This window comes from Rania fehmarnensis, from assembly GCF_056494185.1.
The window spans coordinates 5,579,385-5,594,101 of sequence record NZ_CM151398.1; the positions used below are offsets into that span (position 1 = coordinate 5,579,385).

Below are 14,717 nucleotides of genomic sequence, written 5' to 3' on the forward strand. Positions count from 1 at the left end.
GCCAACTAACATGCTACCCACTAGTGAAGACATTTACTCTATTGCACAAAACGTCCTTGATACGATGGTCAAGGTTCAATCAGAGCTGGACGCCCCGCAAGTCCTCGATAGCGTACCGGGCCACGTCACCGGCTGCATACAAATCAGCGGAACCTGGCAAGGAGCAGTCATCCTGCAGTCGAGCGAAGGCTTCGCCCGTACAGCCGCCTCACGCATGCTGTGCATCAACGACGCCGAATTGACCAGCGCCGATATCCAAGATTCCTTTGCCGAACTGACCAACATGATCGGCGGCAATATCAAGAGCCAGGTGCCCGGTCCATCCTACCTGTCGCTGCCCAGTGTAACGACCGGCGCAGACTTCGACTTCCGACTGGTTCATTCCTCGCCCATCAATGACGTGACGTTAGAGGTCAACGAAGAACCACTGCGAATAGTGCTTTGCGAAGGCTCGCGAAACGCTTGACGCGTTCCGCTACGCATCTCTTCTCGTAGCGGAAGCCGTCAAGGCTTTCGAAATCCCCTGGGGACAACATAAGACGAAACGCTTGACGCGTTCCGCTACCAGCCCATGACCATATTGCTTTCAATAACCTTGCGCGCCTTTTCCAGGTCGCTGCCGGTTTCGTGCATATAGAGTCGGATGGCATGGACTTTGTCGCCCGAGGATTTTGCCAGGCAATCTCGAGCGACACCACAAATGTCCATCTGGCTGGTCGTCAGACCGAGAACACCTTTGGAAATAACCCACGTATCGCGTGGCCGTTTGGTCATGCGCGTTACTTGGTCACCCGGATAGGCTTGAGCCACAACTTGTCGAGCAGCTTGCTCGTCGTTGGCCCAAGTAATAATGATATGTGCGTCAGTTTCAATTTCGAACAGTGGCATGTAGCACCTCCCGGCTCGGCACGAGAAACGAACCAACTCTGCCTTTAAATGTAGTCGATTCTGCGGAGGGCTGAAAGCTAGTAACCAATTTTCGCTCCGACCGGATTCGGAAGTATCAATTATTCTGCCTAACTTGACATTTTGCGACGCCAACAGCGCTGGCTTGAGCTTGACGCCCCACCGATGGCAACTAGTGTGAAAGTTGGCTTGAGCATTCTAAGCCACCGAGTCTTTGCACGAGTCCGCACCGTTTTGGGATAGCATCATGATCACGCGTCAGCCTGCGATTCTGTTTGGCCTGTTAACACTGTTGGCGCCCTGCATGGCTGCACAAGCGCAAGATCCACTGGGTTTGGGGTATGGATATCTCTTTGGCTATGGAGCGTCCAATACGCCGGCCATTCGTTCATTCGTTCCAGCACCTCCTTACTTTGCGCTGCATCCCCCGGTTTACTACGGCAAGAAATACACGCGCCCATATGGTGAAAGCCCTTTTGCCAGCTGGCCACAACTGCGTTCGCCAGTAGGTTATGAACCACGTCCCGCAGCCAACTATGTTGCACCCGTGGTCATCAACTTGCCACCCATGCATTCGCCGATGGAAGTCGTACCGAGTGCTCCGATGGAAATGGCTCCTCCTGCTCCCGCCGCCCCTCCCGCACCTAGTCCAGTTGTCATGCATCGCACTGTGCAACCAGTTGTGATCAACAACCCGTACTTCTTGGATGCCAGTTCGAAAGATTCGCAACAACTGGTGGCCAAGCCTCAATAGTCGGACAGAAGTTTCGAATGCCAAGGGGACGAATTCTTCGATATTGAGTCCTCGAGTTTGAAGCTCCGAGGTTTGAAGTTCTGAAAATAATCTGCCGGGCAAACACTGAGGTCTCTGACGCAGTGTTTGCCCGGCTTCGGTTTTGCCCCCCTACGCAGATTTGATTTGCCTCGCATAATTGAGTCCTAAAGCCCCACAGCCCATAACATGTTTCAACTGTGACAGACTGATTTTTTACTCTCCGCGGGACGGGACATGATCAATACCCTCTACCTTCCCGAACTGCGCGAGATGCTGGCGGAGCACAACGAACACGATCTGCGCGAATTCTGTATGGCTCTGCATCCCGGCCGCACGGCTGAGTTTATGGAAGGGCTTTCCGCTCACGAAGCCTGGGAGGTCTTGCAGTTTGCCGCTCCCAGCTTGCGAGCGGAGATCTTCAGTTACTTCGATCAGAGCGAGCAGATGTCCATTCTGCTCAACGAAGAGGACAAGCAAGTTGCCGATCTGATCACGCACTTGCCCACTGACGATGCCGTCGATTTGCTCAGCGAACTGCCAGAAGATCGCGTCGAGCATCTACTGGCGCTGATCCCCGCTCCGGATCGTGGCAATATTCGGCGATTGCAGAATTTCGAAGAAGGCACCGCCGGCGCGATCATGACCACCGAAGCGGCCTGCCTGGATGAACGATTGCTAGTGCGCGAGGCTCTGGAAAAACTTTCGCGCCAAGCCGAACAGCTCGAGACCATCTACTACATCTACGTCGTCGACGACACCAACCACCTCAAGGGAGTGGTCAGCACGCGCAGATTGGTATCATCGATCGGCAAGCCCAATATGCGTCTGGCCGACTTGATGGAAACCGACTTGATCGCCGTACGAGCAGCCGATGATCAAGAGAGCGTTACCAAGACCGTAGCCAAGTTCAATTTGTTGGCCATCCCGGTCCTGGATGCCGAAGGCCATATGCTGGGCATCATTACCCACGACGACGTGATCGATGTCGTCATGGAAGAGGCCACCGAAGATGCCCAGCGCATCGCAGCCGTTGATCCACTGGAAGACAGTTACACACGCACCGGCATTCTGACTCTGTCTTGGAAACGCGGCATTTGGCTGGGCATTCTGTTTATCTCGGGAATGGTCACAGTTGTCAGCATGAAGCACTACGAAGCCGAACTGGAGAAGTTCTACTGGCTGACATGGTTCCTACCGCTCATCATGGGCTGCGGTGGTAATTCAGGCAGTCAGTCAGCCACCTTGATCATCACCGCCATGGCAATGGGCGACGTAAAAGTCAGCGATTGGTTCCAGATCATGCTGCGCGAGCTATCGACCGGCCTGCTGTTGGGCACCGCGCTGGGATTGGTGGGCATGATCCCTGCCTTGCTGTTCGCCCCCACCTTCCGCGCGGCCCTGGTGATTCCCATTACCGTGTTGCTGGTGGTTACCTGCGGAACTCTAACTGGTTCGCTCTTGCCAGTTTATTTCAAGCGACGCGGCTGGGATCCCGCGTTAATGAGCAACCCCTTTGTAGCTGGCATCAACGACATCTGCGCAATTCTGCTGTATGTGAACGTCGCGCGACTTATCCTCTAAAACCGTAACTCCTTGGAGCGCTGCGGCGCAGCCGTAGCCTTGATGTGAGCGTGTGAACTGTTCCGCAGCCTGCACGAACCAGGTGACTCCAAACTTTCAGAGTGACTCAGGCTGCGGCTGTAGACTTCTCTTACATCAAAGCGGTGCCAGAGGGCACCGCACTCCAAAGGCTTGACGGCTACGTGCTAGCGTACTGAGACTGGCCCAGATGTAGATTCAGATACTGGCTTTGCACTTTGATGGCGCGGATCAGCGTCCACAGGTGATTGACGTTGAACTGGCATGGCTCGGTGCTGGCCAGGCTGTCCAGTTCGCCGGCTACGGCGGCGTGTTGGTCTTCATGCAGCGTCAGTTGCATTTGCAATTCTTGAATCTGTTTTAGCAGATTTTCGGTGCCGAGCGACTCGAGGGCTTGCGCATGGCACAGAAGCATGCACATCCGAAAGACTTCGGCCGCAGTGGCGTTGGGCAAAAGATCCGATGTTTCGACCAGCAGTTCTGCAGGCGTCATAAGCAGAGATCTCGTATGACCAAACCGCGAATCCGTCGCAGGTATTGGAACTTCTTAGGCGCAAAGGTGTGGGGCACGCGCGAACCGATGTTTAAACGGCTTGGGTAACCCTAGGTCCACATTGGGTGGCAGACTGGCAAACTCAGGCAGATTTGTACTGCCCGCTCCTTTGGACTCATGGCACAGCTACGGATGTTCCGATCGTAGCGATCATCGAGCGCTGGGGGGATAGTTGACATCCCTGTGATCAATGCCTAGGATTCGACGGTTTGAACTTTGCTGCGATTGGCAATATAGCCCGTTTGTAGGAGCATTAGAAAGGTTCCCTATGACTCACGTTGTCACCAAACCTTGTGATGGTTGCCGCTATACCGATTGCGTCGTCGTTTGCCCGGTACAGTGTTTTTATGAAGGCGCGACCATGCTCTACATCCATCCGGAAGAGTGCATTGATTGCGAAGCCTGCGTTTCAGAATGCCCAGTAGAAGCTATCTATCACGAAGATAACGTGCCAGATGAGTGGAAAAGCTACGTTCAACTGAATGCAGAAATGTCAGCCAAGACGCCAGTGATCACCGACAAGAAGAAGCCGCTGTGCGAATAGGCTTTCGCTAGCAAAACGCATAAACCAAAGAAGCGACCGCACAACGCGGTCGCTTTTTTTATAGGATCTCCAACCCTAGGACTCAGATCTCCAAGGCTGAAGCCTCGAACAAAATAAGTCTCAGACCAACGAAAAACCGCCACTGATTCGGGCGAAACAGCGGCGGTGTTCGAAGTTACGAGCAATGCGGTCACCGAGAGTGAAGCGGCATGGCTCCCCAACCAGATGAGCTTAGCCCTTCTTGGTGGCGGACTTCTTCTTTGCAGCCTTCTTCTTGCCGCCAGCCTTCTTGCCGCCAGCTTTCTTGCCGCCAGCCTTCTTAGCGGCTTTCTTGCCACCGGCCTTCTTGGCCCCTGTCTTCGCTGCTTTCTTCTTTGCCACGTTCACATCCTCCGATCAACGGAAACTTGGTAATGCCCTACCGTAACAGCCACACGTTACAGCTCGCATCCACCGAAACAAGAAAACCGTATCTTCATGACCGAAGTTCATTCGCGCGGTGGCCACCGCACTTTTCTTGAACCCGGGCTTGACGAATCCGGTTACCTACGTCCTTGAAGGTATTTGTACGAGTTCGGCACAATAATGCAATATGTTTCTGACACATTTTCCACTTATTTTTGACAATTTTTCCACAATGTCAAAAACATGCCGCCGCTTTCGACAGCAATGACGGCTGTGTACAGAAACGGCAAGCTGGCAAAAGCTGTATAGAAAATAAACGCTTTCGCTGTCAATAGCCGCCGAAGCGCGACGCTTGATAGAGTTGGTAATTACTGGCTAAAAGCGCGATACACATTAGTCCGCCACCGGGTTGGTCATTCTGAAACGCATACAGCCCAACCAACCCCGCCGTGACCATCGACACCATCGCCGCCGTGTTCACGGGATTGCGATTGCCACGCAGACGTAAAATTTCTCGCAAGATCTGACCACCGTCCAGTGGCATGATCGGTAGCAAATTCAAGATGGCCCAAAAGACACTTACATAGATCATCGTGTCCAAGAACACCAGTAACGTCGCCGATTCGGGTAACTGAACCTCCGGCAACGGTAGTCCCCAGATGTTCTTTACATAGAAGGTCATGCCCACTCCAATGTGGAAAGCCGTGGCTAAGCTCCACACCAACATGCCCAGGGTCAATTGAAAGATGGGGCCTGCGGCCGAAATAGCGATCAGGTCTTGCGGACGAGTCGTCATTCGACGCCGAGCTGCATTCCAAGCGGTAAAGGACCCAGGTATCGCCAAGCCTCCAAAGTGATACAGCACGATGCTACTATCCGTACCAAAACGACGAAACAGAAAGCAGTGCCCCAGCTCATGCACCAAGATCGAAATGAGCAACGCCAAGGCATGGACGACCAACAGCACGGCTGTGCCAGGCGTGGCCCAATCCTGCGATGCGTAGAGTTCGTCAATGCCGGAAACGTTGTTCCAGCCGATGACAGCCGCCAGTATCCAAAATCCCCACGCTATGCGTACTGGAAATCCGAGCAGGCGAAACTGCAAGTCGTACGGACTCTGTTGTGGTTCCTGCAACATCAGCGAATGTTCCGTTGTCGAACTAAGGCTAAACCTATCCAGACGACAACTATAACAAAATGCCCACCAGAAAGCACGCCGCACCGTCAAGCCCGGCATACCAATTGTCGGGGCTCGCAAATATATAGATACAAAAAAAGCGCAGCTTCAAAAGCTGCGCTTTAGGTGGCTACTCCAACGCGCTTGCGCGTAGGTTGGGCTGCTACTTGACTTCTTCTTTGACAGGTTCAAACTTAGCTTTCTCGAAAGCCTTTTCGCTGTAGACCAACTCGAGCTTTTTGGCTTCGTCTTTTTCTGCCTCGACTTTGCCCTTGCAGTTGTTGCAGCAGAATTTCACTTTCGTGCCCGCTACTTCAACAGCCGTGCTGTCATCCAGCTTGCCACCGCTGAGCGGACAAGCCGTTTGCTGATACTGCTTAGATGCAACCAGCTGCGCATTGGCTTTCGTAGCAAACTTCTCTTTCGCTTCGCCAAAAGACTTGGCGCAGTTGCCACAGCAGAAGTAAACCTTGCCCTTCTTCCACTCAGCAGACTTGGTTTCATCCACTGGCTTGGCAGTTGCCACAATACACTTAACGCCTTCAAGCTTCGGCTTGTCGGCTGCGAATACCACGCTGGTACCAATTACCAGCAGTCCCAGCATAAGACCTGGGAACTTGTTACTGAGCATCATACTATCCCTCTCCACTTGAACAGTGAACGGCCCAAACGACACTAGTGCAAAGTAGCAGACATTGACCTCGCCCGCTAGAGAGTTCCAGTTTTTTACCCCTGTAGCCGAAGTCGCCAGACTTTGGACGAATTACCTCAAACGCATCCATCCCTGGCGAGATTGCCTACGTATTCACCCCGTGGCCGAAGTCGCCAAACTTTGGATGAATTACCCGTAAAGCATCCAATCTCTGGCGAGATCGGCTACAAAGATCCCAATCTCTGGCGAGATCGGCTACGAGATAACTACGCATCGGCGCGCAAAAGCCGTCGCCAACTGGGATCGGCGGTGCCAGCTCGTTCGGGTAATTGAAAGGCGTCGCTGGCCCAGGCCCCAAAGAAATCGGGCATGCTGCCCAAAAGATCCGAGCGTCGCAGCAGTGTTTTGGCTTCAATCCACATGAATTCGGCCACTTCGCGTTCATTGGCCTGCGGCTGCGAGTCGGGCGCGCGATCGACCACTAGCCAGTCGAGCAAGGTGCCCCAACTAGTGCGGCTCTGCCAGATATGCTGCGGCGCGCTGACGTTCAAGCCCAGCTCTTCATGCAATTCCCGCACCACCGCAATCTCGGGCGTTTCCCCGATCTCGATGGTACCACCTGGGAAGCAAATCATGTTCGGGGCGCGTACAAACTGGCTGCGGCGAATGACCAGAAACCGCGAATCCTCAACCACAATTCCAACCGCCCCATGCCGAGGCTTGCCATACTTCGAACTTACCTTTGCCGACATGAATTTTCCTGAACCGCAGCGCCGCCCGCGGCTGCCAACTTTAGATGAATGACCCTTCTCGCTTGCGGCTCATTGTAGCGTCACCGCCTGGCAGGTGATACAGAGCTTTCCACACGACACGTAGCCGAACTCGCCAGAGATTGGATTCTATGTAGCCGATCTCGCCAGAGATTGGAGGCATTACAGGCGATTCATCCAAAGTCTGGCGACTTCGGCTACAGGCGATTCATCCAAGGTCTGGCGACTTCGGCTACGGGCTTTAACTACGAGGCCGGTGATGAACCACCAGCCAGACATAGTCCATGCCAGAGGCAATGGTCATGATTACAGCCGACCAGAGTGCGATAACGGCTGTCCAGACCAACCAAGTAGGCGGACCCTTGGCGGCGGCTAACATCAGACAAGCCACCACAGCCACGCACTGAAACACCATCTTCCACTTGCCTAGCCAACGGGCACTGAAATCACCACCACTACCCTCGACCAGGCCTCGCAGACTGGTCACCAGCAGCTCACGCCCCACAATGACCGTAACCATCCAAGGTGCTACGCCGGTGACAGGCACACCCACTAGCGCCACCATGGCGGCCACAATGATGATCTTGTCGACAAACGGATCGAGTATACGTCCAAGTTTGGTGATCTGATTGAAGCGTCTGGCCCAATAGCCGTCCACAAAATCCGTGGAGGCGGCCACGATGAACAGAATCCAGGCGGTCGTGTAACTGCCTCGCTCGATCAACAAACCCACCACCAACGCCAACACCAAGCGGATCATCGACAACGTATTGGGAACATTGAAGACTTGCGAACTGACTTTACTGGGAGTCGTATCGGCCATAACAAGCGTTGGCTTTCATCGCAAAATTAGGCAACAGTTAGCGACCGGTGCCGACCGTGGCGGCAATCAAATCATAATCGCGGCGCCCCACAATCTCGACCGGCATGATGCGCCCAGAGGCGATTGGGTGTCGCGGTTGACCGGTAACATACACTAGCGCATCAACATCGGGCGCGTCAGCATAGGTGCGGCCAATCCAGACATTGCGACTGGTATCGAATGGCTTGTCGATCATGACCTCGAAGGCATTGCCAACGGTTTGGTCGGTCCAATCAAAGGCCACTTGCTGCTGGACTTGCATCAATCGATCGCGTCGCGCCTGTTTGATTTCATCAGGGAGATGGCCCGTCAGCTTGGCAGCCGGTGTATCGGGTTCCAGCGAATAGGTAAAGACACCTAAGCGCTCGAATCGAGCCTGGGCTATAAAGTCGGCCAACTCGTCGACATGCTGTTCAGTCTCGCCAGGAAACCCCGTGACAAACGTGGTCCGCATGACCAGCCCATCGATGCGCTCGCGCAGCTTGGCCACCAACTCGCGCGTCTGTTCAGGTGTCACCCGTCGCGACATCCGACGCAGCATTTCACCACTGATATGCTGCAAGGGCATATCGATGTAGGGCAGGATATTCGGCGTATCGGCAATTACATCGATTAACTCATCGTCGATATACATCGGATAGAAGTACATCAAGCGAATCCAATCGAGCCCTTCGACGGCGCTCAGCTGGCGGAGCAATTGGCTAAGCATGGGCTTGCCAAACATGTCCATGCCCCAGTAGGTCGTATCTTGAGCAACGACGATCAGCTCGCGCACGCCGGAGGCTACCAGTTCGCGTGCCTCAGCCAAGATCTGCTCCTGCGGCTTGCTGGCATGTTTGCCGCGCATTTTTGGAATGGCGCAGAACGTACACAGGCGATCGCAGCCTTCGGAGATCTTTAAATATGCAAAATGTTTCGGCGTAATGCGCAGGCGTTGAGAATCATCCAAAGCGCGAATTGGGGCAGGTCGAAAGATCGTGCGTTGCTCGTCCAGCGAATCAATCAGGCGATCTGCCAGCTTGGTGATCTCGTCGCGACCAAATACTCCGACGAGCGAATCGATCTCGGGCCGCGCCGCCAAGAGCTGTTCTTTTTCGCGCTCGGCCAGGCAACCGGCTACGATGACGCCGCGAATCTTGCCTTGCCGCTTCAGCTCTAGCATCTGATCGATGGCTTGAAACGATTCAGTGCGGGCATTGTCGATAAAGCCGCAAGTGTTGATGACAGCAAAGTCACACCCTTCGGATTCTGTAACTAGTTCATAACCTTCATCGCGCAACCGACCTAACATGCGTTCACTGTCAACCAGGTTTTTGGGACAGCCCAAACTGATGAACCAGTAACGACCTTTGGTCTGGCTGACAACGGAGCTACCTGACTGCGTACTGCAGCTGGGAGCGGCATCGATGATCGGAAGCGTTTTCAAACTGGTGACCTCGGTTGCTGGCACTGCCAGGGTTCAGGCATGCCGGATGATGCCCGTCATAAAACACATAGGCTAAACGTTTCCGCCTCCAATTGACAGTTGGCGGCCAAGCCTCTAAGACCCACGGGCAGCTTGCAATTAGACTCGCAATCCTGCCCTTGTAAAGGCGAAAGTGCTGGTTGCGTTTGGTGGGCGGGGCAGTTAGCCTTGTTGTTTCCCCCACTCCCGACGCAGCTGAGCTGGCAACTATCTTTGGTGGCCGGAGTGCGTTGGGGCTCCTTTTACCGCTTAGCTAATCCTAATGTCCCGAGCATTACTCCTTATATTGACACCTGCTGTTCTCTGTTTCCTGGCTTTATGCTGGCCAACGGCCGCTCAGGCGCAATTGCGAACGCTCTCGCAAGGCAACTCCGATGCCCAGTGGCGCGACGTCCAGGTCAAGGTCTTCGACCAACAACTCGGCCAGGCCAAAATCGAGCCTGAACTGAAAGCCGAGCTCCAAGCCCAGCGTGCCTGGCTGGCCGCTTGGGTCCCCAAACGCGCAGCGCAGGCAGCGGCCGCCGAACCCGAAACTGCAGTTAAAGCTAACGCCGAATCCACGCCTCAGGTTCGTAAAGAACCCATCATCGATCCCAAAAAACTTGCCGTCAAACATCGGCAAGCGCTGTTCGGCAACAAGTCCGGCCCCACAGCCGAGGACACTAATGCCTTGCAGACCGCCCTCTCCGAACATTCCGGCGACCTGGGTTTGCGTCAGTTGCAAATGCACTGGATCGATCAGCCGCGATATCGCAACGAATACTGGAAAGAAATCAGCGATGCCTGCGGCCGCGTGCTGGCTCTGCTGGAAAAAGAAAAACAAACCGACGACGTCAAGCTAGCCACGGCCTTTGCCTACTACCGTCGCTCGCGCGCGGTGTGCTATGGATTGGAAGCTGCTCACAGCAAAAGCGAAGCAGTGGCAGGCGTGACCGATCTGACCGCTGAAGAATTGCAAACGCTACGCGACAGTGTGCTGCAAGCGGCCAACCAAGTACAGCGACTGGCAGGTCGCGCCCAACCCGAGTTCTTCCAACTGGACATTTATCAGTTGCGACGTGACCAGTGGCACGGCCAAGCCTTGCAGGTAATCGAAAAGTACAAAGACAACATCGAACCCTCAGCGTACCTGGCCGAAAAGGCATCGCTGCTGGACGCGCTCGCCTGGCAGGCTCCAGCCACTCAGACCCGCGCCGCCCTGGAAGCAATTCCCGAAGCCGATCGTCGCCGCCTGGAAATCCGCTTTATTGCAACAAACGACCAGGCTCAATCGTTTAACCCGTAGCCGCAGGCGAGGCGCACCCTCTAACCAATGTCTCATCACACCGCGCGCTCTCTGGTGGCGATGGTGTAGAGCAGCTGTCCTCAGCTGCTCAGCACCCTCTAACCAATGTCTCATCACACCGGTTGTCCGTGATTGAGATGGTGCGAGCCGACTGGGTCCCCGGTACGTTGTCCGTTAATGTCAGCGGTGTTTGGCACAGCCAAGCGACTTGCCGGGTGCAGAGCGGCTGGGGACAGCCGCTCTACAACTTACGCTTAGCGGACATCTGCGCCTTTGTTGCGCGCAACCTTGGACCAGTTGATTAAGTGGTCAGAGGTCTGCAAGCAGGCCATGCCGATCGAATCGAGCTGTTCGGCAATCAGCGAGATCACTTCATCGCGCAGCTGATGGATGTCGACCAGGTTCTCGAGCATTGCTTCTTCAGCATCCACACTTTCCACTTCAGGCCGATTCCATGCGCGGGCAATCGAGCTGGGCACAACCATCTGCGAGCCATCGGAGTCTTCGTAGACGACAACTAGTTCGGGTTTGACCACCAGAAAATCGCCCATGGCTATGTAGCTGGTCATCGCCGAACCAGCCATGTCGCGGGCATGGCTGCCGATGGCTTGACCCAAGCTGTACGCATGTTCAAAGCCGCATAGTTCTGCAGAGACCAGGCACTGTTGATTCTCGACCCAATCGCTGACCATCGCCAACTGTTGATTGATCGATGGCAACAATTCAGGTAACACGTCCGGCGACTGGGCCAGCGTGTGCCCAACTGGCATGGAAGCCAGGCGTGCGTTCTCCAGCAGTGCCAAGGTGCTTTGCTGGGCTTGCTCGAACAATTGATCCAAGTAGTTGTTCAGCTGCTCAGTATCGCTCGGCATGAACGGGCCATAGACCACTGCGTCGTCATTGACCGGCACCAGAGTTGAGTCGGGCGCCACAAAGGACTCGGGAGCCGTATGAGCGGCAAAGTCCTGTGCCGTGACTTCTGCCTTAACAGTCGTTGCCGTGCGCGAAGTTGCCAAAGCTGATCGTAACTTCCAGCTCTTACCGAGCCCGCCGAGCCAATGCGAGTCACTCTCGTTTAGTTCATATGCCAGATACTCATCCACAATGCCGGGTGCGAAGCGATTGGGAAAGCAGCTTTGGCTGATGATCTCGTTGAGTTTGCCACCACAGCGCGATGGCTCGGCGAAGTTCTTGGCTACGAGCATGCCATTGGGCGTAGCCGTTGGAAGTGCATCTTGTTTGGCGATGCGTTCGATCGAATCTGCGTCGCTGAGTGCCCGAGCGACGCGAGCTTCGTTGGCAGCTACCTGGTCGGCACGAGCCATCTCGGCGGCCAACAAGTCGGCCGCCGTTTGACGCGCTTGATACTCTGCGTCGAACGCACAGGTATCGGCACTATAGTCAACACCGGCTTGCCGGTAATCCATTTCGCCCAAGCCAGGCGCTGGTGGTTGACCTTCATCCGGCAGCGCTGCGAAGGTCATCGACGACCCACTGGGCGCATCGACCGTCGTCAACTGGTAATCATGCCATTCGTTGACCCAGCATGTCATCTCCTTGCTGAATCGCGAAAGCGGATTGCGAGCTAACATGTCGGTGTCCAGCGGCGGGACCGACCGCGTGGCACCACAACTCAAGGCCTGCGTCCATTCGGCTGGACAACTACTGGCCCAATCCTCGGTGCCACGACGCAGGGCCGCATCGCTATCCATCAGCGAACGCGGTCCAGCAAACTGCGGCTTATCCAAACAGTCATCCAGTAATTGATTCCAAGATGGTGTTGAATTGGCACCTGAGGTCCAACGTATCGGTAAATCATGCGACCAGAGCGAGCTGGAGAGGGGAAACGCTAGCGAACCGGTGGCTAAAGATACCGAGATCCAGAAACGACGTATGCGACTTTTCATCCGTGTGTCCTCCACATTCCGACGCCAGCTATGATTGGGAGCACTGGCCGAGCGCACGAAATGGTTGATATTGCTAACTTGGTGATTGGCGATTTGAAAAAAATCGTGAGGTGGGAAGGCTCGAGGCGACCGGTCTTGCTACTTGCTTACCACGGCTGACTGCACTGGGGAGCGGGCTGGAGTTATCAGTGCAGTCCAGCAAAAACTGGTCATCGGGCCTTTAGCTATCATTGATAGGCTTAGTTATCGAGCTGCGCAGCTTTGCGTAACGCAGAAATTTTGCCTATCTGCCATATCTTCCAAAGTTGATGTTACGATCAGACAACGTCAAGCATTCATTCTGAGCTTGCCGAATTCGTAATTGGAATCGATCATAGCGGCATCAGCGACGCAATTGCCGCCGACTATCGAAAAGGAGTTCAAGATGTTGCCGTTATTTGCTAGCAATCATCGGCCCGTGGCCATCGCCCTACTGGTCGGCCTGGGTGTCGGCCTCATAGCAGGCCAGGTCGAATGGCATAATCGCTCGCTGGCCCAGCAGGGCAGTGCGCGACTAACCATTCAACCCGATCGCGGCAACTCGTCCTCGCGCCGCGCCGCCGCGCCGGTGATTCAGGACTATTTACTTAGCCCCGAAGAACAAGTCAGTACTGGCGTCTATGAGAACTGCAACCGCTGCGTGGTTCACATTGCCACCAAGAGTCGCCCGATTAATTCGCTGCTAACAGTCAGCTATAGCAAAGGCACAGGCAGCGGTTCGATCATCGATCCGCAAGGGCACATCCTGACCAACTATCACGTCGTCGAGGGCGCGAGAGAAATAACGGTCAGCCTGCACGACGGCTCGTCTTATCCGGGCACACTTGTGGGACATGATGCAGAGACCGACATTGCCGTGCTGAAAATCGATGCGCCCACTGCGGAACTCGAGCCACTGTCATGGGGCGAGTCGACCAATTTGAAAGTGGGCCAACGTATATTCGCTATCGGCAACCCCTTTGGACTGGAACGAACGATGTCCACTGGCATCATCTCCAGTTTGAATCGCCAGATTCCAGCTGGCAATCATCGCACCATGCGATCATTGATTCAGCTAGATATCTCGCTGAACCAAGGTAACTCAGGCGGTCCGCTGATCAATACGCGCGGTGAACTGGTCGGCATGAACGCAGCCATCATGAGCACCGGCGGCGATAGTGCCGGAGTCGGTTTCGCGATTCCAGCCAGCACCATTCGCCGCATCGTGCCGCAATTGATCAAAGAAGGTCGCGTCGTCCGCGCCACCATTGGCATTACTCGCGTTTATGAAATCGATGGCGGTCTATTGATCGTGGCCATGACCCAAGGCGGCCCGGCCGAATCAGCGGGCTTGCGAGGTTTCTCGCTGAAGAGCAAAACCGTGCGCCAAGGACCTTTCCGATATGAACAACCTGTCGTTGATCCCAAGACCGCCGACTTGATCGTCTCTGCCAACGATCGCCCGGTAGCCAACGCCGACGAATTGCTTTCGACCATCGAAGAGCTACGACCAGGCCAGGTCGTCAACCTGGGCATCGTCCGCGCCGGCCAGGCCATGAACGTCCCGGTCACCTTAGGCTCCAGCGAGCGTTAACACCCATTTCACGCATTTCGGTCTTCACGTAGCGGAATGCGTCAAGCATTTCGGTCTTCACGTAGCGGAATGCGTCAAGTATTTCGGTGTGGCACTGGCTATGCGCAGCATTGCCAGTGCCACCCAAACCCCCAGGCTGACGCCTACGGCTGAGTTTTCGTTACCGTGCCAACTCCGAAAGCCTTGACGGCTTCCGCTACGAGAT

15 protein-coding genes are annotated in these 14,717 nt (G+C 54.9%); 6 read left to right on the top strand and 9 right to left on the bottom strand.

Annotated features, from left to right (window positions below; translation table 11 throughout):
• Nucleotides 1-10 precede the first annotated feature (10 nt).
• Nucleotides 11-466 (top strand): chemotaxis protein CheX, encoded by a 456-nt coding sequence (locus SH573x_RS19050; RefSeq protein ID WP_479349298.1) that lies wholly within the window; start codon nucleotides 11-13, stop codon nucleotides 464-466.
• Nucleotides 467-561: 95 nt separating this feature from the next.
• On the opposite strand, the gene SH573x_RS19055 is transcribed toward SH573x_RS19050, so the two are convergent.
• Nucleotides 562-888 (bottom strand): DUF6793 family protein, encoded by a 327-nt coding sequence (locus SH573x_RS19055; RefSeq protein WP_479349299.1) that lies wholly within the window; start codon nucleotides 886-888, stop codon nucleotides 562-564.
• A gap of 265 nt (nucleotides 889-1,153) precedes the next feature.
• On the opposite strand from SH573x_RS19055, the gene SH573x_RS19060 reads away from it, so the two are divergent.
• The gene (locus SH573x_RS19060) at nucleotides 1,154-1,660 is read left to right on the top strand and encodes a hypothetical protein (protein WP_479349300.1); all 507 of its coding nucleotides are present in this window, start codon (nucleotides 1,154-1,156) and stop codon (nucleotides 1,658-1,660) included.
• Nucleotides 1,661-1,915: 255 nt separating this feature from the next.
• Nucleotides 1,916-3,262: a magnesium transporter gene (gene mgtE / locus SH573x_RS19065; RefSeq protein ID WP_479349301.1), complete on the top strand. Its 1,347-nt coding sequence runs from the start codon at nucleotides 1,916-1,918 to the stop codon at nucleotides 3,260-3,262.
• A gap of 178 nt (nucleotides 3,263-3,440) precedes the next feature.
• Here the strand turns inward: mgtE and SH573x_RS19070 are convergent, their stop codons facing one another.
• Nucleotides 3,441-3,773 carry a hypothetical protein gene (locus SH573x_RS19070; RefSeq protein ID WP_479349302.1) on the bottom strand — a complete coding sequence of 111 codons (333 nt, stop codon included), beginning with the start codon at nucleotides 3,771-3,773 and terminating at the stop codon, nucleotides 3,441-3,443.
• A gap of 328 nt (nucleotides 3,774-4,101) precedes the next feature.
• Between SH573x_RS19070 and SH573x_RS19075 the strand changes: the two genes are divergently transcribed.
• Nucleotides 4,102-4,377 (top strand): ferredoxin family protein, encoded by a 276-nt coding sequence (locus SH573x_RS19075; RefSeq protein WP_479349303.1) that lies wholly within the window; start codon nucleotides 4,102-4,104, stop codon nucleotides 4,375-4,377.
• A 231-nt stretch (nucleotides 4,378-4,608) separates the two neighbouring features.
• On the opposite strand, the gene SH573x_RS19080 is transcribed toward SH573x_RS19075, so the two are convergent.
• The 6 genes from SH573x_RS19080 to rimO all read right to left on the bottom strand — a co-directional run bounded on the left by SH573x_RS19080 (nucleotide 4,609) and on the right by rimO (nucleotide 9,693).
• Nucleotides 4,609-4,758 (bottom strand): hypothetical protein, encoded by a 150-nt coding sequence (locus SH573x_RS19080; RefSeq protein ID WP_479349304.1) that lies wholly within the window; start codon nucleotides 4,756-4,758, stop codon nucleotides 4,609-4,611.
• Between the two features lie 352 nt (nucleotides 4,759-5,110).
• Nucleotides 5,111-5,920, bottom strand: a complete 810-nt coding sequence (locus tag SH573x_RS19085; protein WP_479349306.1) for a site-2 protease family protein — start codon at nucleotides 5,918-5,920, stop codon at nucleotides 5,111-5,113.
• Nucleotides 5,921-6,122: 202 nt separating this feature from the next.
• Nucleotides 6,123-6,593: a hypothetical protein gene (locus tag SH573x_RS19090; RefSeq protein ID WP_479349307.1), complete on the bottom strand. Its 471-nt coding sequence runs from the start codon at nucleotides 6,591-6,593 to the stop codon at nucleotides 6,123-6,125.
• 284 nt (nucleotides 6,594-6,877) lie between these two features.
• The gene (locus SH573x_RS19095) at nucleotides 6,878-7,363 is read right to left on the bottom strand and encodes an NUDIX hydrolase (RefSeq protein WP_479349308.1); all 486 of its coding nucleotides are present in this window, start codon (nucleotides 7,361-7,363) and stop codon (nucleotides 6,878-6,880) included.
• 259 nt (nucleotides 7,364-7,622) lie between these two features.
• Nucleotides 7,623-8,204, bottom strand: a complete 582-nt coding sequence (pgsA, locus tag SH573x_RS19100; protein WP_479349309.1) for a CDP-diacylglycerol--glycerol-3-phosphate 3-phosphatidyltransferase — start codon at nucleotides 8,202-8,204, stop codon at nucleotides 7,623-7,625.
• 37 nt (nucleotides 8,205-8,241) lie between these two features.
• Nucleotides 8,242-9,693: a 30S ribosomal protein S12 methylthiotransferase RimO gene (gene rimO / locus SH573x_RS19105; protein WP_479349310.1), complete on the bottom strand. Its 1,452-nt coding sequence runs from the start codon at nucleotides 9,691-9,693 to the stop codon at nucleotides 8,242-8,244.
• A 277-nt stretch (nucleotides 9,694-9,970) separates the two neighbouring features.
• Between rimO and SH573x_RS19110 the strand changes: the two genes are divergently transcribed.
• Nucleotides 9,971-10,993 carry a hypothetical protein gene (locus SH573x_RS19110; protein ID WP_479349311.1) on the top strand — a complete coding sequence of 341 codons (1,023 nt, stop codon included), beginning with the start codon at nucleotides 9,971-9,973 and terminating at the stop codon, nucleotides 10,991-10,993.
• A gap of 254 nt (nucleotides 10,994-11,247) precedes the next feature.
• Here SH573x_RS19110 and SH573x_RS19115 read toward each other — a convergent pair whose 3' ends face one another.
• A complete protein-coding gene (locus tag SH573x_RS19115) occupies nucleotides 11,248-12,900 on the bottom strand; it encodes a hypothetical protein (protein WP_479349312.1) in 1,653 nt (550 codons plus the stop codon).
• 424 nt (nucleotides 12,901-13,324) lie between these two features.
• Between SH573x_RS19115 and SH573x_RS19120 the strand changes: the two genes are divergently transcribed.
• Nucleotides 13,325-14,512, top strand: a complete 1,188-nt coding sequence (locus tag SH573x_RS19120) for a S1C family serine protease (RefSeq protein ID WP_479349313.1) — start codon at nucleotides 13,325-13,327, stop codon at nucleotides 14,510-14,512.
• The last annotated feature ends 205 nt before the right edge of the window (nucleotides 14,513-14,717 follow it).